This is a genomic window from Metabacillus sp. SLBN-84 (assembly GCF_053629595.1).
On sequence record NZ_JBRJIP010000001.1, the window covers coordinates 2956959 to 2983112 of the forward strand.

The window sequence follows — 26154 nt, forward strand, 5'->3', positions numbered from 1 at the left end:
ATGGCCTCCTAGCTGTAAGTATAAAAACCGCGGCCGCTTTTCTTTCCAAGCCAGCCGGCCTTCACGTATTTCACAAGAATCGGGCAGGGGCGGAATTTTTCACCGAGTGTTTGATGCAAATATTCCATGTTGCGAAGCCTTGTATCAAGTCCTACCAGATCCGCTAATTCGAGAGGGCCCATAGGGTGATTTAATCCAAGCTTCATTGCTTTATCGATGTCTTCAGCAGATCCGACACCCTCCATAAGCATGGTCATTGCCTCATTGCCGATCAGGCAGTTCATCCTGCTGACCGCAAAACCCGGATATTCATTAATTCTCACGCATTCTTTTCCAAGTTTTTCGCCAAAATGAAAGCAGCTTTCAACCGTTTCATCAGATGTTTCAAGTCCGCATATGACTTCAATCAGCTTCATCTTAGGGACAGGGTTGAAAAAGTGCAGGGCAATGCACTGCTTCGGTCTGCCTGTCTGCGCTGCAATTTCAGTCGGACTCATGGTTGATGTATTCGTCGCAAGAATGGCTGAAGGCTTTGCATACCGGTCAAGCTCTTTAAACACACTGATTTTAAGATCCATTAATTCAAGAACGGCTTCTATAATTAAGTCTGCCTCCTCTGCGGCTGATTTCATGTCAGTTGTAAATGCAAGGTTTGCTTTCTCTATGCTTAAACCGGCTTTTTCAGCTTGTCTGCTGATATAAAATCGCGCCATTTCCAAAGATTGTTCTGAAATGTCCTGAACGGTCACTTCATAGCCTGCAGCAGCACACGCATAGGCAATGCCGCGCCCCATCGTTCCTGCACCGATCACACTGATTTTTTTCACACTATCCCTCCACAGGGGCCTTTTCGTACGTATAGAAGCCTTTTCCGGTCTTCCGGCCGAGTTCTCCGTACTGCACTTTTTCTCGGACTATTTTTGCTGGCATGTCCCGTTCATCCCCGCTCTCTTCATAGCGCTGCATGCGGACAAAGTAATTGACGTCAATACCTGTCAGGTCCATCAGGGCAAAAGGACCGATCGGATGGTTCAAAGCTTTCGTGCACACAAGATCAATTTCTTCGTGAGAGGCATAGCCGTTCTCAAGCAGAAAGACAGCTTCATCCATGAGCTTGCCTAATATGCGGTTGGCTATAAAACCGGAAATCTCTTTTTTTAATAAAACAGGAGTCTTTTTAATGGTTTTAACAAATTCCATCGCCGTATTTGCTGTTTCTTCTGATGTATGCGGCCCTTTTACCACTTCTACAAGCTCCATGACAAGGGCGGGGTTAAAGAAGTGAATGTTGCAGACTTTTTCAGGGCGGTTTGTTGCATCAGCTAGTTTCGAGCTTACGATTGTCGAGCTGTTTGTAGCCAAAATGGCATGCGGCTGCGTGAGGTCATCCAGCTGCCTGAACAGTTCTCTTTTCACATCCAGCTTTTCAACAATTGCCTCAATGACAAGGTCGGCATCCCTAACATCTGCCAAGCTTGAGGTAAATAAAATTCTGCTGAATGCAGCATCCGTTTCTTCAGCTGTATATCTCCCCTTTTTCACCCGCTTATCCATCTGCTGCTGAAGAAAATCCTTTGCTTTTGCCAGACTCTCCTCACTTACATCCTGAAGCGTTACAGGATAGCCGGAAAGCGCACACACCATAGCTATCTGCGATCCCATTGTTCCTGAACCAATCACAGCAATCTCATGAACCTTCATTTTCATTCTCCCCTCTTTCGCTTTCTTCTTTAATCAGCAGCCGCTTCAGCAGTTTTCCCACCGTGTTTCTCGGGAGGCTCTCCCTTACTTCAAACTGCTTCGGCACTTTATAAGGTGTCAGCTTTGTATAGCAGTATCCTTTTATTTCCTCTGCATCTATTATTCTTCCGTCTTTAGGAACAACATAAGCTTTGACTCTCTCTCCGTGCTCTTCATCCGGCAAACCTACTACAGCAGCTTCTTTTACATCCGGATGCTCATAAAGGACACCTTCAACCTCCTGTGGATAAATATTAAATCCGCCAAGAATGATCATTTCCTTTTTCCGGCCGACGATGTAAAAATAGCCTTCTTCATCCATCGTCGCGAGGTCTCCCGTGTACAGCCAGCCGTTTTGGAGGGCTGCATGTGTTTCGCTTTCATTTTTCCAGTAGCCCTTCATAATCTGGGGCCCCTTGATCAGCAGCTCCCCTACGCTTTTTGGACCAAGCTCCCTGTTGTCTTCATCTACAATCATGCAGTCTGTCAGGGGAACAGGAATGCCGATGCTGCCGATTTTCCTCTTTCCAAAAGGCGGATTGCGGTGGGTGGAAGGTGAAGCTTCGGAAAGACCGAATCCTTCTCCGATTCTTGTGCCTGTCAGCTTTTCAAAGCGCTGAATGATTTCAACGGGAAGCGGAGCGGATCCTGATGAGCACAGCTTTAGGCAATGGAGCTTAGCTTCCTCAATTTTAGGATGATTGACAAAGGCAATATACATCTTTGGAACACCCGGAAAGAAAGTCGGTCTGTGTTCCTTGATTTTTTCAAGAACATCATCAATCTCAAACTTTCTGAAAAGCAGAAGCCTTCCGCCTATGAAGATGCCGAGATTCATCCCGCTTGTCATTGCGTAAACGTGGTAGAGAGGCGTAGCGATAAGGACGGTTTCCTCTCCTTGAATCATGGAGTCGCCATACATCAAATAGCTTTGATACACATTTGCGGTCAGGTTGTAGTGAGTGAGCATGGCGCCTTTCATTTTCCCGGTTGTCCCGCCTGTGTACTGAATGACCGCCACATCTTCCGCTGCATCAATTCCTTCCGGCTGATGGAGAGGCTTCCCGGATTCAATCAGCTGATCAAGATCGTAAAATGAATCATCCTGCTGCTCCAGCTGAGAACCAAATGTATAGGTGAATGTGAAGATATCACTGATTTTCCTGATGGTTTCTCTTCCGGCTGCATCAGCAACTATAGATGTTACTTCTGCATCCATTACAATCTGGATCAGTTCGCGTGCCGTATACATCGGATTAATCTGAACCACAACAAGACCAAGTGCATGTGCAGCATAGTACGAAACAACATAATCAGGGTGATTGGCAAGCATGAGGCCTATACGGTCCCCTTTTGCGAGTCCCAGTTCCTTCCAGGATCCTGCCAGCCTGTCAACCCTGTCCTTAAGCTCCAAATAAGACATCTCTTCCCCTTCAAACAAAATGGCCGTCTGATTTCCGTATCTCTCTGCTGTATTCTGCAGCAGCATGTAGAGAGATTCCTCAGGCAGATGGACATCCCTGTGCTGATAAAAAGAGTGCCAGGGCCGTTCTTTTTCTTTTTTCAAATTGCATCCCTCCTACTTGCCAATTGCGGCCTGCTGATCGGGCGCAAGATCGATTTTCTGCTGCGGTCTGACAAATGCAGTAAATAAGACTCCGAACAAAACGATCAGGCCGGCCATAAACAAGATGGACCAGTCGAACCCCGCTGCACTGTTTTCTCCGCCGGCAGCAACGATATACCCTGTAATAAGCGGACCTACAATTCCGGCAAGATTCCCTGAAGACGTCAGAATACTCGTCATAAGATTTCCTCTGTCAGGCAGCAGCTGAATCATAATTGTCGGTCCTATCGTCAGAATCCCATATGTAAGACCTTTCGCAAGGCACATAGCGATGATGACCCAGACTGCGTTTGTGATAAGAGCAGTAGAAGCAAGAAGCACGGCCCCGATAATCATGGCGTAACCGACAACGTATACGCGCGAGGTCTTCCAGTCTTTGTTTTTCTTAAACATTCTGTCTGATAAAACAGATACTCCGATATAAACGCCAACTGAAACGAGACCGATTCCTGATACGGCGTAACCCATTTCCATGCTGCTCATATTGACAACCTTCACAAGGTAAACAGGCAGCCAGACGGCAAACCAGACGACAAGAAGATAGGTTGAAAAATAAGCAAGAGTCGTAAAAAGAGCGGAAGGCTTTGACAGCATCAGCATAAAGGCTTTCAAATCAAGCTTTTCAAGTTTCTTCACTTTCGGCTTTTCGTTTTCTTCAAGCTCATCTGCACGAGGAACATCTCTGGTAAACTGAATCGCCACAAACCACACAATGCTTGCCAGACCAAGGACTGCAAACGCAACCCTCCAGCCGAACATGTGAATCAGTGCGACTAAAATCGGAGCGGCGACCATTGCTCCAAGAGTTGCTCCTGATACGACTACGGAATTCGCCAGGCCGCGAAGCTTCGGCGGAAACCACGTATTGGCGTGATTATAGGCAATCGGACTGAACGGACCTTCAAACGCTCCGAGCAAAAACCTGTAAAGCAAAAGCAGCGGAAGACCGGCAATGGCCAGCACTCCAATCTGCAGCACCGCCCACGTAAGCATCAGGAAACCAAGCACTTTCTTTGCTCCGACCCTGTCTGCCCAGGCAGCCCCGAAAATACCCGTCACCGGATACAGCCAGTAATAGCTGCTTCCCACAAGACCCCAGTCGGCATAGGAAAGGTTAAATTCCTTCATGATCGGCACAGCCGCAAGTCCAGTGATGGATTTATCAGCAAAGTTAATGAACATTCCGAAAAACAGCAGTACAAGCACAGTCCAGCGCATGTTGATTCCCCCCAGTCGCCTAATTTTCTTCAAGCACGCGTCTTGCAATGATCAGACGCTGAATTTCGTTCGTTCCTTCATAAATCTTTGTAATTCGCGCATCACGGTAAAAGCGCTCAACCGGATAGTCGGAAACATAGCCCATGCCGCCATGGATCTGTACCGCTTTATCCGCAACACGGTTAAAAACGTCTGATGCAAAAAGCTTAGCCATCGATGCTTCTTTGATTACTTTTTTCCCTTCATCAATCATCGCTGCAGCCATGTACGTCAAAGTCCGTGCCGCCTCTGTTTCAGTCGCCATATCCGCAAGCATCCACTGAATCGCCTGATTGTCGGCAATCGGTTTTCCGAATTGAACCCTTTCTTTCGCGTAAGATGCTGAAAGCGCTATCAGTTTGTCGCATGACCCGACAGCCCTTGCTGCAAGCCCAACCCTGCCTTCACTGAGAATCTTCAGTGCCGACATGTATCCCATCCCGACTTCGCCGATTACATTCTCCTCAGGAACAATACAGTCTTCAAAAATCAGCTGCGCCGTATGAGACCCGCGAAGGCCCATTTTTTTATCTTTTTTTCCAAGAGAAAAACCCGGGAGATCCTTTTCGATTAAAAACGCGGTGATGCCGCCTTTAGCTCCCTTTTCCTTGTCTGTCAGAGCAAAAACCGTGAACACATCCGCAACAGGCGCATTCGTAATAAAATGCTTCGTCCCGTTCAGAATCCACTGATTGCCTCTTTTTTCTGCACGAGTCGAAAGATTTGTCGCATCAGACCCTGCACCCGGCTCAGATAAAGCAAACGCAGCAATCTTTTTCCCCGCTGCCATTTCCGGCAAATATTTTTGTTTTAAGTGTTCTGATGCGAGCTTCACCAGTCCTGTGCTTCCAATTCCTGTGTGAGCACTGATCAGACTCACAAACCCGTTGTGGGTATGGCCAAGCTGTTCAAGCACGACCGCCTTTCCGACCGCATTCAGTCCAATGCCGCCGTACTCTTCAGGAATGCTGATCCCAAACAGTCCCAGATCCTTCGCCTGCTCCACAAGATGATCCGGAATTCTGTCCTCATCCTCAATCTGCTGAGCGTAAGGTTCGACCTCCTGATCAACAAAACTCCTAACCATTTTCCTCATTTGTTCAATTTCCGGTGTAACGGTTGCCTGCATCCTTAAATCCCCCTTTTGTGTTGTTGCTTATATTGATGCAAGAAGTGTGCCAATGCGGAAAATGCTGATGAATCAGGTTTCAGAAAAAATGGTGATTCATAATTGAATTGAATTTGTCGATATTGCAGGGTATTTGCGATTCGATTTTGAATCAGAGAATTCATTAATGAATGATGGAGAGGACTTTTTGAGGGTACTATGCCAAACCTTCGGGAGCATCAAGGGCTGATTGGTGCTAGCTTGGGGTAATCATGAATTAGTTGCACAAACTCAGCGCGGCGCCCCGCAGAAAGTGTTCTAAACAAGAGTTAGCTGCACAAACTCAGTGCGATGCCCCGCCGAAAGTGTTCTAAACATGAGTTAGCAACACAAACTCAGTGCGATGCTCCGCCGAAAGTGTTCTAAACATGAGTTAGCTGCACAAACTCAGTGCGATGCCCCGCCGAAAGTGTTCTAAACATGAGTTAGCTGCACAAACTCATTGCGGGGCCAGCCCGAAAGTGCTCAATAAATGATTTAGCAACACAAACTCAGTACGATGCCCCGCCGAAAGTGTTCTAAACATGAGTTTGCTGCACAAACTCAGTGCGGGGCCAGCCCGAAAGTGTTCTATAAATGATTTAGCAACACAAACTCAGTACGGGGCTGGCCTGAGGATGTTCATGACCAACAAGTACAGACTCCTGCCGGCTTGGGGATTCTTTTCCGGGCGATCAGGACCATCAAACACAGGCAGAACCAGATTTGATGGCACTATTCCAAATCTATAGACCATCAACAGCCCCCACTAAAAATGCCCCCAACTATAGGTTGGGGGCATCATTTTATATCAGATACAAACCGGTCTATTGCAGTTCAACCTTTATCGGCTCCATTTTTTCAGACGGCCTGTTCATGCTGAGGACACCAAATGGCACAGACAATGTTAAATCATTCAGATCGGTTTCAGAAGGAATTTCATAAACCGACTGAAAGCGGAGCTCCTTCTGATCGGCAGCTTTGCTTATCTTGCCGTTAATAAGTGTCTCTGTGTTCCCAATGGAAACTCCTTCTGCAAAGTTGTAAAATACGTCCTTTTTGAATTTCTCACCAGATGCATTTGCCAAATGATAGTCAACAATGAGCTGATCTCCGTCTTTTTTCATCTGTTCCACACGCAGCTGATAGCCAAACCGGCTGCTTTCGACGACAAGCGAAGGCGACAGTTTTGCGCTGGCCGGAGGCTCATCCCGTTCAATCACAGGAAGAACCGTTAACACATCTGTATTTTTCAAAAGATCATCCGTATATAACACGCGCCAGTCTGTGACTGTCATTCCATCTTTTTTCTCTGAACGGATCACCTCGCTGCTGACTGGGAACAGTTCCTTGCCCCCTGCATCCTCTATCTTAAAAGAGAGATGGTCATATTCGTTTGAAAGAACCGTTTTGTATTCAATCACCGTCGTCGCTTTCCCTTTTGCGACAGACTGTATGGTCACCGATTCGCTTCCTGATTTCGACACTCTGTTTACCGCAAGTACCTCAGGTTCAATCCGCTTTAAAGGTATATCAAACCGCCAGTCGCCTTTTTTGCCGGCAATTGACGTGAATGTCACCGGAAGAGTAAAGTCCGAGGGAAGCTTCTTTTCACCCAGATAATACTCAGCCGCTCCGGTGTATCCTTCTTCTGTTTCAACGAGTGAATGACTGCCCGCCCACTGACTGGACTCTTTGCCATCAAATAAGGACAGACTGTAGCCAGAAGCAGGTTCATTCGGACCTTCCTTCCAATCTTTAGGAAGGTTTTCCCCTTCTGCTTTAAACGTAATGCCGACAACATTTCCTTCATAATAAGCACTTGTTAAAGTCACACTTATCCCGCCGCTTTCAGCCTTTTCGTTCAGCTCATTCACGAGTCCTGCTGAAGCAAGTTCTTTTCCTATCGTAAAGGAAGAAAACGGCTCATATAGTGATCCAATCAGCGGAACACTGGCGAGCACCCCATTGACCGGGGCAAAGAAAAACCCTGTTCCAAGGATGATGGCAGCTGCAGATCCCGACAGAACTCCGGCAGAAGCGAACATTTTTTTCTTTTTCTGTTGTTTGCCCGCATGTATTCCGCGGGACACGGCTGCCATAATGTCGTCTTCGGGTACGGCAATTTGATCGATCTGACTGTCAAACCAGTTTTTGTTCATGGCCATTTCCTCCTTCAAGGGCTGCTTTCAGCTCACCTTTAGCTCTGCGCAAATAGGTTTTCACTGTGTTCTCCGGTTTTTCCATCATGTCTGAAATTGTTCGGATCGGTAAATCGTGATAATAAAACAATAGAATAACGGTCTGGTAGTTTTCACTAAGTCCGCTTATCGCATGGACAAGATCCAGGTCATTTTCCTTTTGCACATAAGAAACGTTCTCAAGAAACGCACTTTCAATCGCCACCGTTTTCTTCTTTTTTCTCAGCAGCTCAAAGGCTGTTCTGATTAAAATCTTCATCAGCCACGTACGGAAATATTCGGGCTGCTTTAACGTTCCGATCGAGATAAACGCTTTGCAGACCGTGTCCTGAAGAACATCCAGTGCGTCTTCTTTGTTTCTCACATATATAAACGCGGTTTTATATAGCTTTGTACTTTCCTGTTTGATCAGTTTTTCAAAGGCTTTTTCATTGCCTTTCATCGCTTTTTTTACTGTATGTATGTCCACTTCTTCCTCTCCTTTCAGCTGTTAGAGGAAACACATGCTGGAAAAGTTTCAAAAAAATTCTATTAGAGTCATTATACTTGGCAAGCATCATTACAAACCATAAAAAAAAAGCCCAGCAAAAGCTGAGCTCCTTAATAGTACGGCGAAATCATCAAGTACACAACAACACCTGTAAAGCTTACATAAAGCCAGATCGGCATGCTCCAGCGGACAATTTTGCGGTGCTTGTCAAGCTGGCCTGTCCAACCCCACACGAGTGAGAAAAGCGCAAGCGGCACGATGATGGCTGCAAGGAAACTGTGTGTAATCAGGATAAAGAAATAAACGCTGCGGATGATTCCTTCTCCGCCGAACCGCGTTGTTTCAACTGAAAGGTAGTGATACGTCAAATACGACACGCAGAAAAGCAGGGTTGTCGTAAAGGCCGCCAGAATGAAGCCTTTGTGGAGCTTGACGTTTTTCTTAATAATCGATACGAGCGCAATAACTAAAAAGACAAATGTAAAACTGTTCAGTACGGCATTGATGCGCGGGAAAATATGAATATCGAATGTAACCTCGCCGCCGTATCCGATCGGCAAAAAGAATAAACCGAGGATAACCGCATTGACGACAAGGGAAAGGGTTACGATAATCGCCGTGTAATTCTTGCCTGAGCGATGTGTCTGTTCCATAAAATTCTCTCCTTGTGTTTCAATATGCTTTATTGTACCACGGAGAGAGCGCAGAATATTCGACAATTGTATGAAGGATGTGCTGCTGATGGGCCGTTCCGCAGGCAAATTAGTGGACAGGCTGCCTGACTGCAAGTCCGTACTTTTTCAGTTTCCTGACAATCGTAGGCTGGCTGCTGTCCAGAGCTTCTGCAATTTCATACGTTGTCCTGTATTTTTGAACAGCAAGAGTCAGGATTTTTTCTTCCGCAAGTTCGGCTGCTTCTTTTAATGTGACAATTTCAGAAAGCTTGATCGGCCCTTCCTCTCTGTACTCATTCGGCAGATTCTTATGTGTCAGCACATCCTCTTCACTGATCAGCACAAGCCTCTCCACTAAATTGGCGAGCTCGCGGACATTACCGGGCCAGCTGTACGTGTAAAAAAAATCTTTCAGCGCTGCTTCCATCCGTTTGCTCTTGCCGTACTTCAAATTGGCTTTTTCCAAAAAGAAAGAAACGATCGGCAGTATGTCGTTTTTCCGGTTCCGGAGAGGAGGAATGAAAATTGGAATAACATTGAGACGGTAAAACAAATCTTCGCGGAACTCTCCGTTATGAACCATTTCTTTTAAGTCCTTATTTGTCGCAGCAAGAATCCGGACATCCGCTTTTTTAGAAACCGTTGCACCGACCCGCTGAATTTCTTTCTCCTGAATGACCCGAAGCAGCTTGACCTGCAGATTCAGCGGAAGCTCGCCCACCTCATCCAGAAAAAGGACGCCTCCATCTGCAAGCTCAAACATCCCGGGCTTTCCATGTTTATTAGCGCCTGTAAAGGCTCCGCCTTCATAGCCAAACAGTTCAGACTCCAGAAGATCCGGGGGGATTGCTCCGCAGTTCACTTTAATAAAACGCCCTTTATCTGACCGCCCGCTCCTGTTGTAAATATAGCGGGCAAGCACATCCTTCCCGACACCTGTCTCTCCCAGAATGAGAACGGTCGCTTCTACATTAACGATTCGGTCAGCCGTTTCATAAATGGCGGCAAGCTCTTCGCTCTCGATAATAACGTCACCGCTGCTGTTTTTTCTTTTCAGCCGTTCAATTTCTTTTTTATAGCTGTCATTGAGTTTTGTCGCTTTTCTGAGAGCGTTCTGCAAATCGTTGAGTTCTGACAGGTCTCTGATATTCGTGACGATGCTCTCAATTTCACCTTTGTCATTAAAAACAGGATTCCCTGTCAGCAGCGTTTCCTTTCCTGTCCGGTTGAGCTGCACAACTGACACGCTTCTTCGTTTTTCCATCACTTTATGGGTCACTGAATTTTCAAGAATCCCGCGTTCAATAAGAGCGTTCACATTTTTCCCTGTGTAATATTCCTTTGGTATGCCTGTAATCCGCTCGATCGCCCGGTTCGTTCTGAGCGTGACCCCATCTTTATCTGTTATATAAATGCCGTCATAGGAATTATCAATAATCGCATCCAGTTCACGGTTTATCCGTTGTGATTCCTTCAGTTCATCGATCAATGATACAAGCTCAGTCGAAATCGTGCCGATATACAGGCAGTCCGCTGAATCCTGTATGGACGTTTTTATAAAAATACAGCTGGTGTTCCCGCACGCAGCGTGAATCAGCTTCCCGCCGCCCAGCTTTTCCCACACATCAAACACTTGATTAATATGACGGCTCTCAGTTTCCATGCCGCCACTCAGCTTCTTTAAAGAGGCATTGGCCTGTACAATCACCTGCTCTTCTGTAGTCATCATGCACGGAAAAGGGATATTCATCAGGGTCTCTGCTTTCATGTCCTCACCGTTCGATCTTCAGCTGCTGATACTGAAAATGCAGATCTGACAGCGCAGCGGTGATGGCATGGATGGCTTTTCCGCAATAATGTTCCCTGACATGCTCAGTGACTTCGTCCACCCCGTTCTGAAGGCTGTAGCCCCGGAGAAGGCGACCGACAAAATCCCTTCCGTGCTCCGTTGCAAGCGTGCAGGAAGCTTCCAGTATCACCGCGTATCTTTTATCAATTTCAACCGTGATCGTCAGCATATCGTATACGTTCTTAGCCGCCATTCCTGCCGGCAGGCGCGCATGTCCCGCAATAAACATCGTCTGTGAGTGCATGGTGAGGTCCCTCTCTTTCGGCTAATTTGTATATGTATCTCTTTTCATACTTCTTGATGTTTCACATAATTCCTGCTATTTCAATTGAGATATGCCCTTTTTGGTCTGCCAGGCTGTTTGGAACAAGATAATAATGCGGCAAACAGAAGTGATTTTAAAACAAAAAACAAGCAGACGGATTCATAAAAAGAATCAGTCTGCTTTTATCTCTTTTTCTGAGATTAGATAAATATCAGCTCTCTACTTTCTCCTTCATTTCCTCAAACGGCCAGCTCGGCAGCATATGGCTCAGCGTTTTATCTTCTCTGTAACCTAACACATACTCCGCCTGCATCACGGTATGAATTTCTCTTGTTCCCTCGTAAATAACAGGTGCTTTAGAGTTTCTAAGGAATCGTTCAACCGGATATTCATTGGAGTAACCGTACGCACCGTGGATCTGTACTGCATCGTTCGCCGCTTCGTTTGCGAAATCACAGGATTGCCACTTGGCGAGGGAGGTTTCCCTTGTGTTTCGTTTTCCTTCGTTTTTAAGACACCCTGCTCTGAAGACAAGCAGGCGGGACATGTGATAGCCTGCTTCCATTTTGGCGATCATCTGCTGAACAAGCTGGTGTTTGCCAATCTCTTTTCCGAATGTTTTCCGCTCATGGCAGTAGTTGACGCTCTGTTCAATACATGCCTGAATGAGTCCGCAGGCACCGGCCGCAACGGTAAACCGTCCATTATCAAGAGCGGACATGGCAATTTTAAAGCCGTCCCCTTCCTGTCCAAGAAGGTTTTCTTTCGGCACCCGGATGTTGTCAAAGAAGATTTCACCTGTGTTCCCTGCTCGAATGCCAAGCTTCCCTTTAATAGCTTTGGAGGAAAAGCCAGGCATCGTGCGCTCTACAATAAACGCCGAAATGCCGTGGTGCTTTTTGCTTTTATCCGTGTAAGCGAATACAAGAAAGTGGTCAGCATAGTCGCAAAGAGAAATCCATGTCTTCTGACCATTCAGTATGTAATGATCGCCTTCCAAAACGGCTGAAGTCTGCAAAGCCGCAACGTCCGATCCTGCATTCGGTTCTGTTAAGCCGAACGCTCCGACTTTTTCCCCTTTTGCCTGCGGAGTAAGATATTTCTGCTTCTGCTCTTCATTTCCCCACTGAAGCAGCGTCAAACTGTTTAAGCCGGTGTGGACGGAAACGGCTGTGCGGTAGGCTGTATCGCCGCGCTCAAGCTCCTCGCACACAATTGCAAGTGTATTATAATCCATGGCACTGCCGCCATATTGTTCCGGCACGCAGATTCCCATCAGGCCAAGATCTGCAAGTTTTTTCAAAATGGACGGTTCAAAATGACCTTCTGCATCCCACTCCGCAATGTACGGGTTAATCTCTTTATCTACGAAATCACGGACCATTTTTCTTACAGCGTTCTGTTCTTCAGACAAGTTAAAATTCATCATTTGCTTCATCCCCTTTTAGTAGATAAAAAAAGCCGGCTGCGCAAAAAGGCAGCCGGCTTTTGTCAACGTTAAGAAATCTCTTCCATAGACAAAACAGCAATCAGGTTTAAACATATGTTCACTGGTGCTAACCGTCATCACGGATCACAGGAAGGCTAATTCCATAGGCGTGAAATGCGATTAGTTACTAGAAGTATATCCAGTAATCCGAAAACAGGCAATCTTTTTTTGAAAATTCTATATATTTTTAGTCTATCAGACTGCCGCTCCTCCATTCGGATTGACTCCCACAGGCCAATCTTTTACACTTGAAGAACTGAAAAAGAAGCAGGTGAATCCAGTGGAATTTAAGATTAACTATCTCTCTTTCTATTTGATCCAGGTGGACGGAAAAGACGAGAATGCCAATAAGCAGTACAAACACTTTCAAACATTAACGGCGGAGGAGTACGAGCAGAACGCGCTGAAGGATTTTTTGGACGGCGAGCTGAAAAAAATTGTGAAACGGAAAGTGGAGAAGCATCCTAAGAGCGAGCAGGTTCCCACAAAACTTGGCCACTTTGTTGTGGAACCGGGATATGAACTGGATTCTAATCCAAATTACAACCTCTTTCACAGAGCACTTACAGCAGAAACAAAGGAAGCTTTTAAAGAAGCAGGCGAACGGTTCGTCTCTGCCTATCTCGATGCAAGTGCCGTCCGGGGCGGTGCATTCCTTGTTTTGTCGGCAACTCCTGAGAAGTATTTCGAGGATACATTTGTATTTATTTTAAAATGTGATTTTGAACCTAAAGTGGCTTCCATTTCGGATGAATCAACCCTGATCCGCAATGTGCAGATGGCAATCACGACGAAAAATATGAAATCCATCCAATACCCCCACATGCCTGAAGAAGGAATGACAGAGCCCGGTGAGCTTAAAATTCATCAGGCGTCACATGCCCGCTACTTTGAAGACTTTCTGAAGTTTGTCGAATACGGCGAATCCATGCCTGAGATTATGAAAACTCAAGTCATGAGCATGGTCCAGGAGCATGTCCTTGAGACGTATGAAGAGAACAGCCAAGAACGCCAGCAGTTCGAACAGGACATGGAAATCTGGGAAGCAAGCGAGAAGCGGGAAATCCAGGAGCGTCTGGATACCCATCAGGTCATTGAAGCGGCTGCCCAAATTGTGGAGCATACACCCGAAGCCGAGCTTAAGATGAAGCTCGGGGAAACTTCTGTAAAAGGACTCCTGGCAGACTACGGGGAAAACATTCATTTAGGAAAGATCAACGGAAGATATGTTCTTCTCGTAGAAGCGGACAGCATCCAATTTGAAAAAGGGGTATCTCCGATTGAATTTCACCGTCCTGACGAGCTGGGAGCGATAATTGAAAGGATATCAAAGAAAGGGGAGTCATAACTCCCATTAGATCGCACGATTAAATTTTCTCTCCCCTCATCTGTCTATTTCCCTTTCAATCCTATATACTTAACCTATTCAATCGGTTAAAAGGGGAACTTTCATGAAAGATGAGCTGTATTATATAGGCAATAAGATTCAGGAAAACGCACGTCAAATTACTTTGAATATCCCGAACGCCCAAGATGCCAAGCATACTCAGCAGCTGGAACATTCGGGATTCCCATTAGAAGAGCGAATTGCCTACCGGGAAGAACTGATCGGTTATTTGGGACAGGCTCTGTGTGATGTGAAGGTTGAGGAAAAAGTAGACCAGTGGAGCATAAAAATAGCAAAAAGAGCCATCCATTTTGACGTCCCGCTGGCCCAGTGTCTCCGTGCAATCGGGGCATACAGGACGGCTCTGTGGGACACTCTGACCGAAGAGCTTCACAAAAACAACTTCTACGCCGTTACGATGCTGGATGTTTCCAAAATGATTGATCCGCTGATTGACAGAGCCTGCAGTGTGACAGGCAGCGTCTATGAAAACCACAGCAATGAATTAATGGAAGTGGCTTATTCAGCATTGGAAGAGCTTTCTGTTCCGGTTGTGCCGGTGGCAGAAGGAATTGCCGTTATTCCTCTTGTTGGAGCGGTTGACACAAGAAGGGCCGCACTGATCATGGAAGTTTCCCTTAGAGAGGGCGCCCGCCTGAATCTCGAAGAAGTCATCCTGGATGTATCCGGAGTTCCCATTATTGATACTATGGTGGCAGACCAGATTTTCAAAATCGTCAGCGCACTTAAGATCAGCGGCATCCACACCGTCCTCACCGGCCTCCGTCCTGAAATCGCCCAGACCATCATGAGTCTCGGCCTTGATTTTAATCATATCGAAACCAAATTCAACATGAGAAAAGCTTTGTATGACCTTGGGTTCAGACGACAATAAATGAAGATGATATGTATCGTAAAATCCGAACTATGAATCAACTAGTTCGGATTTTTTCTGTTTCTACCTGTGGAGTATTAGCCGAAGTGCTGCCGCTTTTCTAGGTGATGGAACATGTTTTGTGGCGCCACTCACCGGAATGCTGCCACTTTTACAAGTCATGATTCCTCACTTGTGGCGCCATTCAGCAGAGTGCTGCCACTTTTTCCGATCACGAATCCTCTTTTGTGGTGCCACTCACCGGAGTGCTGCCACTTTTTCAGGTCACAAATCCTCTTTTGTGGCGCCACTCACCAGAGTGCTGCCACTTTTTCAGGTCATGATTCCTCACTTGTGGCGCCATTCAGCAGAGTGCTGCCACTTTTTCCGGTCACGAATCCTCTTTTGTGGCGCCACTCACCAGAGTGCTGCCACTTTTTCCGATCACGAATCCTCTTTTGTGGCGCCACTCACCGGAGTGCTGCCACTTTTTCAGGTCACGAATCCTCTTTTGTGGCGCCACTCACCAGAGTGCTGCCACTTTTTCAGGTCATGATTCCTCACTTATGGCGTCATTCACCAGAGTGCTCCCACTATTTCAGGTCACGAATCCTCTTTTGTGGCGCCACTCATCGGAGAGCTGCCGCTTTCCCAATTTTTAATTGAACACCGGCTTTCCTGTTAATAACATACTGTGCCGTATCCTTAGTCAATAAAAGCGGAATGAAAAACAACTCCCCCATAACCCAAATACTCTATTACTGGAGCGGTTCTTTTCAGGATAGATTCTAAATCAAAAAGCATAAATTGCCTCCCTTCATTATTGAGTTTGACCGAACGGCCGGCTGCGTGCATCCGGTTTAAAGCAGATTAAAGAGTGTATCATGCGTTTTATGAATCTCTGATTTTATAAACTAGCTAATCGAACTCAGATTTGAATAGAATATTCGTCTGAATGCATGTCACGAAAGAAGTCTATTCCCCGTTATGCGATTTCCTGTTCTTAAAAGTGCAAGTATTGTTCTCCTTTTTTAAACTAGAGCGGTTATGCCGCCATCTACGACAAATACCTGGCCGACGATATAGTCGGAGGCTTTTCCTGACAGAAGGAGAACAACACCGTCTAGGTCTCCGTCCGTTCCGAATCGGCCGGCAGGCACCCCTTTTAAAATGTCCGCATTTTCTCTTTCTAAAATCATTTTTGTCAGTTTCGTCGGGAAATATCCCGGTGCGATTGCATTCACCTGAATATTGTCCGGGGCAAGTTTTACTGCAAGATCCTTCGTGAAACTGATGACAGCGCCTTTGCTTGTGCTGTAGGCAATCGTATCCATAAGCTCTGCCGGAGTTCCTCCCATTCCCGTAACTGAGGCGATATTGATGATCTTGCCCGAGCCCTGGCTTTTCATTACTTTTGCAGCAGCCTGGCTGAAAAGGAAGACTCCCCTGACATTGACATTCATGACTTTGTCCCATTTATCGGCCGGCAGTTCAAGCGCAGGCGCCATCCATGAGGTACCGCTGTTGTTGATTAAAATATCAATTGTTCCAAAGTGAGCCAACGTCTGGTCGATGACATTCTGGATATCTTTCTGGCTCGTTACATCACAGGCAATCGCAAGGGACTTAACACCGAGAGCAACAAGTTCTCCCCTGACCTTCTCGCATGCTTCAAGATCCCTTGAACACACAACAACATTAGCGCCTGCAAGTGCAAGCACTCTTGCCATTTGTGCGCCAAGCCCCTTTCCTCCGCCGGTAACAATAGCTGTTTTATTTTTCAAGCTGAATAGATTCAAGTTCCTTGCTCCTTTCTAAAAGCAGTGTGATCCTTTAATATCTTAGTAAGAGTTTGTCTAAGAGGTTACACTATTTGATGCGTTAGCCCCCGCCCTTTTCGACAAAAATAGACGTTTTCGGTAGACAAGGATATGGGTATACGGATAATAACTTGATTTGGCGGGATTTATGCTAAAATAAGGTCATACCAATTAGAGGAGGATAAAAGATGAAATACAGCGGGTATATCGGTACATATACAAAGGGAGACAGCAAAGGCATTTACTCCTTTACACTTGATACAGATGCAAAAAAACTGAGTGAACCAAGCGTTGCTGCTGAAATCGGCAGTCCTACATACTTGAATTTAAGCAAAGATAACCGTTTCGTATATGCGATTGGAAAAGACGGGGACGCAGGAGGGTTGGTTGCCTACTCAAGAAATGCGAATACAGGGGAATTGACGGAGCTTAACAGACAGCTTCGCGAAGGAGCATCACCCTGCCACGTAAGTGTTGATTCAACCAACCGGTTTGTTGTATCTGCAAATTACCATAACGGGACGATTGAATCCCATGAGATGGATGTGATCAGCGGAACTCTCTCATCCGCCCTTTCCATCCGCAAGCATGAAGGTTCAGGGCCTAATGAAGAAAGACAGGACGCTCCGCACGCCCACTATGCAGGCTTCACGCCTGAGGAAAAGTATGTCGCTGCTATTGATCTTGGCACTGACAAACTGTACACATATGAGCTCAATGACGGTGAACTTTATGAAGTTCACAGCCTTCACCTGAAGAGAGGAAGCGGACCAAGACATCTGACGTTCCACCCGAACGGGAAGATTGCATATCTGCTCACAGAGCTCAGCAACGAAGTAGTTGTTCTTGATTATAAGGAAGACGGCAGCTTCACAGAGCTTCAGTATATCTCCACTCTTCCGGAGGATTTTACAGAAAACAGCCAGGGTTCTGCGATTCACATCTCATCTGATGGACAATTCGTGTATGCCGGCAACCGCGGGCACGACAGCATCGCCGTTTTCAAAACTGACAGCGACACAGGTAAACTGACATTCGTAGAACGCACGTCCACTGAAGGAAACTGGCCGCGTGACTTTGCACTCGATCCAACTGAAAACTTCCTGATTGCATCCAACCAGGAAAGCAGCAGCCTGATCCTGTTTGAAAGAAACCGCGAAACAGGAAAACTGTCTCTTCTGCAGTCAGATGTTCATGTGCCTTATCCGGTTTGCGTAAAATTCTTAAATCAATAAAAAATCTCAGAGCCTGACCGGCTCTGAGATTTTTTTATATTCTTCCCTCGTAATTCCAAACAGGAGCAGGTCATGATAGCTGCCTTGCGTATAAATCATGTTCCTCATTCTGCCTTCTTCTTGAAAGCCCAGATTTCTGTGCAGGCTGATCGAAGCCTTATTAAAACTGTACACATGAGCATTTGCTTTTTGATAGCGCAGTTCTTCAAAGAAATAGCGAAGCACAATTCTGATGGCATCTCCTGCATATCCCTTTCACCAGTGCTCTCTGAATATACTGATGCCATAGCTGAATGTGCCGTTTCGGGTATCACACTTATCTGTGCTGATGCTGCCAGCAAATTCTCCCACTGCATTCTCTATAGAAAGTCTGACAGCATCCTCGTTCCAGCCTTTTTCCGCCTCGGCCTCAGTCCATCTTCTTGTGCCCTCTTCAGATCTTGGACCATAAATGGCATTCTTTGAGTCTAGCTATCTCTGAATCCATGCCGTCTTTGTGAAACATCACGGCTGAACAGGCCTGAGTCTGACAAGCTCCCCCTGCCAGATGCTGTTGCTTTCAGCCATTTAGAGCCTCTCCTTTTCATTCCACTTCCTTCAGCATTTTTTCAATTGAAGTCAGTCTTTGATTTAATTCTTCGTTTACTTTTACTTGTTTCTGCTGAAAAGCCGCGTGATCTCTCTCCAGTTTCAGTCTCTCTTCGGCTCTCGCTTCCATCCGTTTAAAATAGCGGATGATAAAGATTAAGGGAAGAATGATGAGGATGATCCAAAATAATAATGGCCCTAGCGTAGTAATAATATCCCCCATAAAAATCTCCTTTTCGTTCTGCACATTTATTCTTTCTTTTTTTCAGATATGCTTTCTGATGCTTCCGCAATGATTCCGGCATCGAGCGGAACACTGAATGGAACAAGCTCAAAATATTTCATTGCTTTCCCATCGTCTGAAATTTCATGCTCCCCCTTTATGAGTCCGGCTTCTTCAAGCTTTTTCAGATGCAAATACACAAGCGGACGGCTGATGCCAAGCTCCCTTGCAAGCTGGCTGACATACTGACGCTCCCTGTGCAGAATAGCAATAATCTTCATCCGATACGGATTGGAGAGCGCATCAAGAAGCTTAATCAAATCGTCACCATTCATTTGTTTTTTCATATGTAATAATTATATTACAGGTGTAAGTAACAAGCAAGAAAATATTGGAATATATGCTTAATAATTGAAGTTCGTTATCTATCATGCAGGATTCTCATACATTAAAAAAGAACTATAAACCTATAATGACCAGGAGGTGCTGTGCTTGGAAACTATTTATCTGATTTGCGTCGTTGCTGCCGTCGGGTTTTTCATTTTCAATCTGCTTAGACAAAACCGCAGGCTGCCTAACAATGAGTACACACCCATGAATGATATTGACAACGGCCTCGTCCGAAACTATCAGAATGAAATTCCCCTAAGTGAAAGCAAACATGAAGCAAGATATGAAGAATACGAGGAGAGAAAATAAGGAATGCCTAAAACTATGAAAAGGAGCAATCGTGATTTGAACCGAAATGTACTGCTTGCAATCCCTTCTTATTCACCCGATGATTCAGGCTTTCAGTCTCCCATTGGAGAAACCTATGACTATTGGGAGAAAATCATTTCTTATTTCCTGACTAAGGCAGATACGGTTGAGATTCATTGCTGGAAAGATGAGAAAGCAGCAATGAATGAACTCAGTCATTTTGAAGAGAAAGCCGCTGCTGCCGATGACGGGGATCTCATTATATTTACCGTAAAGAAAACACCCGCTCTGTCTGAGTTCCTGGTTAAGAACCATTTAAAAAACGGCCGGATGAAATGGTTTACGGTGAACTTGATCCTCAGGGGTGAGACTGTTCTTCATTCCGGACACTGGGGCACTGAACTTGCCGTTTACGGTCTTTCAGAAGAAGACCTTTCATTTATCACGAACACAGTTCCATCTGAAACTGATTTCACCTGGTGGTAAAATCAGTTTTTTTATGCATTTTTATCCTGTCCTACAAGCTCCAAAAGCCTCAATTAAATGTTTTTCACTTTAAAGAAACAGGGCGTGTGAATAGGATCCATTAAAATTCGGGCATAATGTCGCATATTTAAGCTGAATTTAAGGTTTCATTCAGCATGGTTTAATGACCATGAAATAAAATTTTCAGTGGAGCCGTATACACAGAAAGAAAGCGCTTTAAAACTGTACAAATACATAACTAGGATGGAAAACAATGAGAACACAGACCGTGCTAAGAAAAATGGATTCAGAAGGCAGAGTCACATTGCCTCAAAAATGGAGAAAGTACTTAGGCATTAAACGCTATGATCATGTTGAAATATTCGCAGACCATCATTCCATCACGATCAGAAAATTTGAGCCCCAGAAAAAATGCTTCATTACAGGAAAAATTGATCCGGACAATTTTGTTTGCTGCGATGGAAAAGTTGTCCTCAGTCCTGAGGGAGTTGACATCTTAAAAAACAGACTGGCAGGCAGCACGAGCTTTATGATCCGGCCATAAAACCCCCTGCCGCCATGGCAGGGGGTAAGCTTTTTATTCTGCTTTTTCCGGCTCGCTGTATTCCTCGCCAAATGTTTCAACAGTAACAGATTTCATTTTCTGGTCTTCCAGCGGCTTATCGTTCTCCGTTTGGACAGAAACGATTTCATCGACCACTTCCATACCCTCCGTTACTTTTCCAAAGGATGCGTACTCGCCGTCAAGGCTTGGATAGTCAGCAACCATAATAAAAAACTGCGAACCTCCGCTGTCAGGCTCCTGTGAGCGGGCCATTGAGATCACGCCGCGTTCGTGTTTCAGGCTGTTTTCAAAACCATTTGAACTGAACTCTCCTTTAACCGAATAGCCTGGACCGCCTGTTCCATTTCCGTCAGGGTCTCCCCCCTGAATCATAAACTCAGGAATCACACGGTGAAAAATCAGTCCGTCATAAAACTTATCGTTAATCAGCGAAATAAAGTTAGCAACCGTATTTGGCGCGACTTCAGGATACAGCTCTACTTTGATTTGCTTGTCATTTTCCATTGTAATGGTGACAATTGGATTTTTATCTACTTTTTTTACAGGCTCCTCAGCGCTTTGCTCCTGATCTTTGTTTCCGCATGCTGTCAGGATGAGCAAAAGCATGGCCATGATCAGTACTGCCGTCTTTTTCATGTCATCATCTCTCCCATTTCATTTGCAATCAGTTCATACGACCTCAGCCTGTCCTCATAGCTGTGTGTAATTGTAACAATCATGATTTCGTTCACGCCGTATTTTCCCGCTATGCCGATCAGCTTCCTTTTTACTTCTGCGGGATTGCCTGCGATTAATTTACCTTCTGAGCTCTGCAGCATCTCACGTTCTTCCCGGCTGTATGTATAGGATTTTGCTTCTTCAACCGACGGAATGCCTCCGGTGATCCCCTTTAGCTGCTGAATTCGCCAAAGTCTGAGACTTCCGGCTAACTCTTTTGCTTTTTCAGTGGAATCGGCGCAAATAGCACTCACGGTAAGAAGGGATTTCGGCTGTTTCAGCTCATATTTCGGCTGAAAGCGGGTTTTGTACTCTTTCAGCATGTCCACCCCGTCTTTGTCGCTCATAAACTCTCCAAATGCAAAGGCCGTTCCCGTCTGCGCAGCAAGCCTTCCGCTCTTTATGCTTGTCCCAAGAAGCCACACTTCAGGCGGGACTCCAGGCACCGGCGCTGCTTTAAGAGTGGAATAGAAATTTTCTTCAGGAAAATCACCATGAATAAAATGAAGCAGCTCTTTAAATTTGTGCGGCATTGTACGGACATTTTCCAGGAAATTGTCAGATAACGCCATCGTTGCTTCTGCCGATCCCCCTGGTGCCCTGCCGATGCCAAGATCTACCCTTCCCGGAAAAAGCACAGAGAGCATATGGAAGGTTTCTGCGACTTTATAGGGCTTATAATGCGGGAGCAAAACAGCACCGGCACCGATGCGGATTTTTTCTGTTTCTGCCCCGATATAACTCAGCATAATTTCAGGCGCAGGACAGGCAAGACCGGGCATGTCATGATGCTCCGCTATCCAGTAGCGGTGATACCCCATTTTTTCAGCCGCCCTGGCAAGACGTGCTGATTCCCTCAGAGCTGTTCCCGCTGAGGATCCGGATGAAATCGGGGACTGATCGAGTATACTGAGTTTCAATCCTTCCACTTCTTTCTAATGTGAGATGGGTTCATTATACTGGCTGACAGACTAAAATGATGAACTGCATGATCTTCATTATTTTACCACGAATAACAGCGGAATACAGGGCACATCCTGTTAAAAGAACGTATAGACAGAGGTGACAGGTTTGACCCAGATTACCCTTATCTTTCTGATTTTAATATGGATGCCGCTATTTATTGTCCTGTTCCGTTTTCACATGAACCCGGATCCTCATTTAAACAAAGAGGCGATCTCCTTTGAAAACAGGGTGCAGCAGCGCCTCTACACAACTCTCCGGAACAATGGCTATTATGTCAGGGTCAAAGAAAAGTGCGGACCTTACACGCTTGATTTGGTCCTTCCCTATTACAGAGTTGCACTCCGCTGTATGATGGATGCAGAAAAAATAGAAGACCTCGGCAAAAGGAAATATATCCGGAAACAGGGCTGGAAAGTAGTCGGTGTAACGGAAAAGGATATAGACGGGAAAATGACGACGGTTTTGCATAAAATTGAATCTGCAGTTCTTGAGAAAATAAAATGAGAGCGGACGACATGTCCGCTCTCATTTTATTTATTTTCTTCTTCAAGCGCTTTTGACAAGGTTGATTTAATCGAAACATTTTCAAACGTCAGCCCAAGCTGCATGGACGTAAGCGCGATTTCAGGGCGGATACCTGAGAGAGTCGATTTAATGCCGATTAAATTCAGAGCATCAATCAGCTGGAAGATCTGATGTGCAACCATTGTATCGATCATCACTACGCCTGAGAGATCAATAAACAAATGAGCAACACCTTTTTCCGTGCACTGCTTCAGTGTATTTTCGAGTATCATTTTTGCACGTGCTGTATCTATATCTCCTACTAGAGGAAGCAGGGCCGATTCACCTTTCAATTTAATCACGGGTGAACTCAGTTCATAAATCATTTCCTGCTGGGCTTTCAGCTGCAGCTCTGACGTTCTTTGCGTTTCAACGACAAAATGATAGATCACTCTGTCATGAGCTCGTACAATCAGATCTTTTATTGCCTCTATTTTCTCGCTGGTGTACTCATTCGGATGCATTTGAATAAATGCTTCGACCTCTTTTAAATACTGGCTTCGTGTACGCATAAACTCTTTTATCACAAATTGAATCGGTGTGCTTAAATGCTCGCCGTCCTTTGCAATGCGTACAATCCACTCCTCGAACAATTCCATAAAGTCCACATCTTCTTCAGAGAAGACTTGAATAAACCGCTGGTGAAATTCCTGATTTTGCGCTTTAAGCGCTTTTATGACCCCCGGATCATTTGATACGTAAACGCCTCCAGTATCTGACCGGTCAATTGATTCGTACCATTCCTCTGTTAACTGCGGAGCACGCTGCTGCAAATAGGTGTAGAATTTCTGGTTTCTGTGCACGATGTTTCTCCTCCTGCTTCTAGCTCATTTCCTTCTCTTATTTTACTTCAATCTTTAAAAAAGCGCCAAATGAATGATTTTGTAAGACATGCCAAAGAACCCCAAAAAATTGGGTAGTTGTTTAATTTCCCTGTTTTATATCAACTTAAACCTAATAAATGAATTTTTTATAGAAAAAATGACCAATAAAGGCGTTTTCCTCTGCTATAATGACAGATGTTTGATAAATTTCTTACATTCTTTACATATTACCGAAACAATTTGAAATGAAATACGTCAAGTCAGTAAGGCAAAAGGGTGGGAAGAAGAACGTGAATGTTGAAAAACTGATTGAAACGCACCGGCCCAGAATGGAGAGAACGATCAGAAAAATCATAAAAAATCCCTCTCTGGCCGATGATATTTTCCAGGATGCTTCCATCAAGATATTCCGGTATTTCTCGGATTCAACAAAAGCACTACCTGAAAACATGGAAGCATGGATCACCATCCTCTCGAAAAATACAGCCTACGATCACTTGCGGAAACTTAAACGCACCCAGGATGCTGTTTCGCACGCAAGCGAAGAATTGAAACGCCATGGCTCCATGGACAGCGAAACTCCTGAACGTGCTTTTCTCTCAAAAGAAATGATGCTAGAAGTAAAAGAAGTTTTTCAATCACTTGATCAAGAAACGAAAAACATTCTGATTCTGCGAAACCAGGGCCATTCGTATGATGAAATCGCCTCTGTGCTCAATATTACCCTTGCAAAGGTCAAAACTAGAGTATTCAGGGGACGCAAGAAACTATTGGAAGCACTTAAAAGTAAGGGGGTGCTCTAAATGAACTGCGAAACGTGCCGGGACCGGATTCTCATTTTTGACCAACTTTCTGAAGCAGAACAGGATGCCTTGCTTGAACATATTGGGGAGTGTGACGGATGCTCTCAGACTTTTGAGGAATATTTGCAGCTTGAAGAAGCGCTAGACCTCATTTTGGAAGAGGAAGCTGTCTTGATTCCTGCCAGAAAGAAACACAATCCATATAAATATCTCAAACGTGCAGCTCTCATATGCGCATCCCTTTTCATCCTTTGCCTTGCAGCCTGGAATACCCCTCCGGTAAAAGCAGCCATCGAAAAAGCGCTGAACGAGCTGATTGGGGACAAATTCCTTGAGATGGACAAACCTCTTGAGCATAAAGAGGATGATAAAGAAAAAGAAAAAGAAAAAGAAACTGTGCCTGTCATCTATACAGTCAAAGTATCACCCCAAGGAAAAAAGACAATTTCCTATATGTCAGGTCGAAAAAACAGGCAGGAGTATGAAAACGGGAATTACGAAGTCTCAGATGGAACCACACGCCTTACTTATTATAAAGATGACCATGTCTACACATCTGAAAAACTTGATAACACCATCTCCCAGATGACACAGGATATTTTTAATGGACTCGATTCCGACCAAATAAAAAAACTGGGAGAAACCACGTATGTCGGAAGAAAGGCAGACATGTACGAAATTACGTTTGATGACGGGTCGAAGGTTGAATACTGGTTTGACCAGGAAACGAATTGGGTGATCAATGAGTTCAGTTTTGAAGACGGAGTGAAGATATCGAACGACGACCTGCCACAGCTTGTTGAATTCAAGGTGATTGAAGCAGAGAAAAACCATTCGCTTTTCGATGCCGGTCCACCTGAAGGAGCAAAGGAAATTGAGTTTGATCCGATGAGGATTTTGGAGCTGGAAGATTAACTGCACATTATTAAACCCCTGATCACTGCCGATCAGGGGTTTAAGTTATTTCACAGCTCGTTTGCACTCTTCTTCAAGTTCTGACAAAGTTAATTGAAATAAATGCAGATCATTTTTCTTGTAAATTCCGGAGCTTAACAGCTTTTTAATCAGATGATTTTTCCGCTTTTCAATTGCCCGGCGGATCATGTGCCCCATTTTTGGCACCCCTTTCACCGTTTATAATAGACTGGGCATTTATTTGCTGATGACTGAAAATGGTTAATGCCGTTTACTGCTGATAATATGACAATAAGAATTCTTTCATCAAAAAAGCCCATACATAATATGCATGAGCTTTCGGCTGACCGATCAGCGGAAATAAACACCCTACTTTAGCATTGCTATGTGTCAAGTCGGATTTAATACCTGATTTTTCTACTCATTACCTGCTTTTTTCATTTCAGTTGAAATCGAAGTCCAGGACCGCTTGGAAAATAGGACAGGAATCGCTTGATTCTGTGCTTTCTTTTTTATGACAGAAGACAAATTATGGTTAATATAATCTGTGAGAATTAAAACGATGTCTACATTGCTTGGAATTTCCTTTAACTTAATTTTGGGTTTTCTGCCGTCCAGATGAGAAATAACTTTCACTCCCTGCTGCCCAAGCTTTGAAATGATGGGTTCTATTCTGTCTCCTCCTGCAATCAATACGTTCTTCATCACGGTTTCCTCCTATATCAATATTGTTGTGGAGAGAACTTACA

General features: G+C 45.0%; 28 protein-coding genes and 1 pseudogene. 9 read left to right on the top strand and 20 right to left on the bottom strand.

Features of this window, described 5'->3' with window-relative positions:
- Nucleotides 1-8 precede the first annotated feature (8 nt).
- The 11 genes from RKD52_RS15080 to RKD52_RS15130 all read right to left on the bottom strand — a co-directional run bounded on the left by RKD52_RS15080 (nucleotide 9) and on the right by RKD52_RS15130 (nucleotide 12676).
- Nucleotides 9-827 (bottom strand): 3-hydroxyacyl-CoA dehydrogenase family protein, encoded by an 819-nt coding sequence (locus RKD52_RS15080; RefSeq protein ID WP_454100325.1) that lies wholly within the window; start codon nucleotides 825-827, stop codon nucleotides 9-11.
- Between the two features lies 1 nt (nucleotide 828).
- Nucleotides 829-1701, bottom strand: coding sequence for a 3-hydroxyacyl-CoA dehydrogenase family protein (locus RKD52_RS15085; RefSeq protein WP_454100326.1), 873 nt, complete (start codon nucleotides 1699-1701; stop codon nucleotides 829-831).
- Nucleotides 1688-3307: a long-chain-fatty-acid--CoA ligase gene (locus tag RKD52_RS15090; RefSeq protein ID WP_454100327.1), complete on the bottom strand. Its 1620-nt coding sequence runs from the start codon at nucleotides 3305-3307 to the stop codon at nucleotides 1688-1690. Before RKD52_RS15090 ends, RKD52_RS15085 begins: the two co-directional genes overlap by 14 nt.
- A gap of 12 nt (nucleotides 3308-3319) precedes the next feature.
- Entirely contained in the window at nucleotides 3320-4585 is a 1266-nt protein-coding gene (locus tag RKD52_RS15095) for an MFS transporter (RefSeq protein WP_454100328.1), read from the bottom strand.
- A 19-nt stretch (nucleotides 4586-4604) separates the two neighbouring features.
- Nucleotides 4605-5753: an acyl-CoA dehydrogenase family protein gene (locus RKD52_RS15100; protein WP_454100329.1), complete on the bottom strand. Its 1149-nt coding sequence runs from the start codon at nucleotides 5751-5753 to the stop codon at nucleotides 4605-4607.
- 845 nt (nucleotides 5754-6598) lie between these two features.
- The gene (locus RKD52_RS15105) at nucleotides 6599-7933 is read right to left on the bottom strand and encodes a DUF4179 domain-containing protein (protein WP_454100330.1); all 1335 of its coding nucleotides are present in this window, start codon (nucleotides 7931-7933) and stop codon (nucleotides 6599-6601) included.
- Nucleotides 7914-8441, bottom strand: a complete 528-nt coding sequence (locus RKD52_RS15110) for a sigma-70 family RNA polymerase sigma factor (protein ID WP_454100331.1) — start codon at nucleotides 8439-8441, stop codon at nucleotides 7914-7916. Before RKD52_RS15110 ends, RKD52_RS15105 begins: the two co-directional genes overlap by 20 nt.
- A gap of 131 nt (nucleotides 8442-8572) precedes the next feature.
- Nucleotides 8573-9115, bottom strand: a complete 543-nt coding sequence (locus tag RKD52_RS15115) for a DUF420 domain-containing protein (protein ID WP_454100332.1) — start codon at nucleotides 9113-9115, stop codon at nucleotides 8573-8575.
- Between the two features lie 109 nt (nucleotides 9116-9224).
- On the bottom strand, nucleotides 9225-10886 hold the full coding sequence (locus RKD52_RS15120) for a sigma-54 interaction domain-containing protein (protein WP_454100333.1): 1662 nt from the start codon (nucleotides 10884-10886) through the stop codon (nucleotides 9225-9227).
- A 22-nt stretch (nucleotides 10887-10908) separates the two neighbouring features.
- Nucleotides 10909-11229 carry a DUF3870 domain-containing protein gene (locus tag RKD52_RS15125; RefSeq protein ID WP_426864227.1) on the bottom strand — a complete coding sequence of 107 codons (321 nt, stop codon included), beginning with the start codon at nucleotides 11227-11229 and terminating at the stop codon, nucleotides 10909-10911.
- Between the two features lie 232 nt (nucleotides 11230-11461).
- On the bottom strand, nucleotides 11462-12676 hold the full coding sequence (locus RKD52_RS15130; protein WP_454101244.1) for an acyl-CoA dehydrogenase family protein: 1215 nt from the start codon (nucleotides 12674-12676) through the stop codon (nucleotides 11462-11464).
- A gap of 343 nt (nucleotides 12677-13019) precedes the next feature.
- Here RKD52_RS15130 and RKD52_RS15135 point away from each other — a divergent pair, with 343 nt between their 5' ends.
- Both RKD52_RS15135 and RKD52_RS15140 read left to right on the top strand, forming a co-directional pair.
- Nucleotides 13020-14087: a DUF3900 domain-containing protein gene (locus RKD52_RS15135; RefSeq protein ID WP_454100334.1), complete on the top strand. Its 1068-nt coding sequence runs from the start codon at nucleotides 13020-13022 to the stop codon at nucleotides 14085-14087.
- Between the two features lie 103 nt (nucleotides 14088-14190).
- Entirely contained in the window at nucleotides 14191-15021 is an 831-nt protein-coding gene (locus tag RKD52_RS15140; protein WP_454100335.1) for an STAS domain-containing protein, read from the top strand.
- Nucleotides 15022-16031: 1010 nt separating this feature from the next.
- Here the strand turns inward: RKD52_RS15140 and RKD52_RS15145 are convergent.
- Complete coding sequence (locus RKD52_RS15145; protein WP_454100336.1) at nucleotides 16032-16799, bottom strand: SDR family oxidoreductase; 768 nt, start codon at nucleotides 16797-16799, stop codon at nucleotides 16032-16034.
- Nucleotides 16800-17008: 209 nt separating this feature from the next.
- On the opposite strand from RKD52_RS15145, the gene RKD52_RS15150 reads away from it, so the two are divergent.
- Nucleotides 17009-18055: a lactonase family protein gene (locus RKD52_RS15150; RefSeq protein WP_454100337.1), complete on the top strand. Its 1047-nt coding sequence runs from the start codon at nucleotides 17009-17011 to the stop codon at nucleotides 18053-18055.
- Nucleotides 18056-18061: 6 nt separating this feature from the next.
- Here RKD52_RS15150 and RKD52_RS15155 read toward each other — a convergent pair.
- From RKD52_RS15155 to RKD52_RS15165, 3 genes and pseudogenes are all read right to left on the bottom strand, one after another.
- Nucleotides 18062-18298, bottom strand: a pseudogene (locus RKD52_RS15155) (GNAT family N-acetyltransferase); the annotation flags it as partial.
- Nucleotides 18299-18638: 340 nt separating this feature from the next.
- Nucleotides 18639-18866, bottom strand: coding sequence for a hypothetical protein (locus tag RKD52_RS15160; RefSeq protein ID WP_454100338.1), 228 nt, complete (start codon nucleotides 18864-18866; stop codon nucleotides 18639-18641).
- A gap of 26 nt (nucleotides 18867-18892) precedes the next feature.
- Nucleotides 18893-19213 carry an ArsR/SmtB family transcription factor gene (locus tag RKD52_RS15165; protein WP_454100339.1) on the bottom strand — a complete coding sequence of 107 codons (321 nt, stop codon included), beginning with the start codon at nucleotides 19211-19213 and terminating at the stop codon, nucleotides 18893-18895.
- Between the two features lie 145 nt (nucleotides 19214-19358).
- Between RKD52_RS15165 and RKD52_RS15170 the strand changes: the two genes are divergently transcribed.
- The 3 genes from RKD52_RS15170 to RKD52_RS15180 all read left to right on the top strand — a co-directional run bounded on the left by RKD52_RS15170 (nucleotide 19359) and on the right by RKD52_RS15180 (nucleotide 20595).
- Nucleotides 19359-19565, top strand: coding sequence for a hypothetical protein (locus tag RKD52_RS15170; RefSeq protein WP_454100340.1), 207 nt, complete (start codon nucleotides 19359-19361; stop codon nucleotides 19563-19565).
- Between the two features lie 36 nt (nucleotides 19566-19601).
- Entirely contained in the window at nucleotides 19602-20051 is a 450-nt protein-coding gene (locus tag RKD52_RS15175) for a hypothetical protein (RefSeq protein ID WP_454100341.1), read from the top strand.
- 253 nt (nucleotides 20052-20304) lie between these two features.
- Complete coding sequence (locus RKD52_RS15180; protein ID WP_369732537.1) at nucleotides 20305-20595, top strand: AbrB/MazE/SpoVT family DNA-binding domain-containing protein; 291 nt, start codon at nucleotides 20305-20307, stop codon at nucleotides 20593-20595.
- A 33-nt stretch (nucleotides 20596-20628) separates the two neighbouring features.
- On the opposite strand, the gene RKD52_RS15185 is transcribed toward RKD52_RS15180, so the two are convergent.
- Nucleotides 20629-21252 (bottom strand): peptidylprolyl isomerase, encoded by a 624-nt coding sequence (locus tag RKD52_RS15185; protein ID WP_454100342.1) that lies wholly within the window; start codon nucleotides 21250-21252, stop codon nucleotides 20629-20631.
- The gene (locus RKD52_RS15190; protein WP_454100343.1) at nucleotides 21249-22253 is read right to left on the bottom strand and encodes an LLM class flavin-dependent oxidoreductase; all 1005 of its coding nucleotides are present in this window, start codon (nucleotides 22251-22253) and stop codon (nucleotides 21249-21251) included. The genes RKD52_RS15185 and RKD52_RS15190 overlap by 4 nt, the downstream gene beginning before the upstream one ends.
- A 151-nt stretch (nucleotides 22254-22404) precedes the next feature.
- Between RKD52_RS15190 and RKD52_RS15195 the strand changes: the two genes are divergently transcribed.
- Entirely contained in the window at nucleotides 22405-22803 is a 399-nt protein-coding gene (locus RKD52_RS15195; RefSeq protein WP_454100344.1) for a hypothetical protein, read from the top strand.
- A 26-nt stretch (nucleotides 22804-22829) separates the two neighbouring features.
- On the opposite strand, the gene RKD52_RS15200 is transcribed toward RKD52_RS15195, so the two are convergent.
- Complete coding sequence (locus RKD52_RS15200; protein ID WP_454100345.1) at nucleotides 22830-23666, bottom strand: STAS domain-containing protein; 837 nt, start codon at nucleotides 23664-23666, stop codon at nucleotides 22830-22832.
- Between the two features lie 311 nt (nucleotides 23667-23977).
- Between RKD52_RS15200 and RKD52_RS15205 the strand changes: the two genes are divergently transcribed.
- Both RKD52_RS15205 and RKD52_RS15210 read left to right on the top strand, forming a co-directional pair.
- Nucleotides 23978-24490 carry an RNA polymerase sigma factor gene (locus RKD52_RS15205; RefSeq protein ID WP_454100346.1) on the top strand — a complete coding sequence of 171 codons (513 nt, stop codon included), beginning with the start codon at nucleotides 23978-23980 and terminating at the stop codon, nucleotides 24488-24490.
- Entirely contained in the window at nucleotides 24491-25405 is a 915-nt protein-coding gene (locus RKD52_RS15210) for an anti-sigma factor family protein (protein ID WP_454100347.1), read from the top strand.
- A 45-nt stretch (nucleotides 25406-25450) separates the two neighbouring features.
- Here the strand turns inward: RKD52_RS15210 and RKD52_RS15215 are convergent, their stop codons facing one another.
- Nucleotides 25451-25603 (bottom strand): Fur-regulated basic protein FbpA, encoded by a 153-nt coding sequence (locus tag RKD52_RS15215; RefSeq protein WP_454100348.1) that lies wholly within the window; start codon nucleotides 25601-25603, stop codon nucleotides 25451-25453.
- A gap of 219 nt (nucleotides 25604-25822) precedes the next feature.
- Complete coding sequence (locus tag RKD52_RS15220; protein ID WP_454100349.1) at nucleotides 25823-26110, bottom strand: DUF2325 domain-containing protein; 288 nt, start codon at nucleotides 26108-26110, stop codon at nucleotides 25823-25825.
- Nucleotides 26111-26154: the final 44 nt, after the last annotated feature.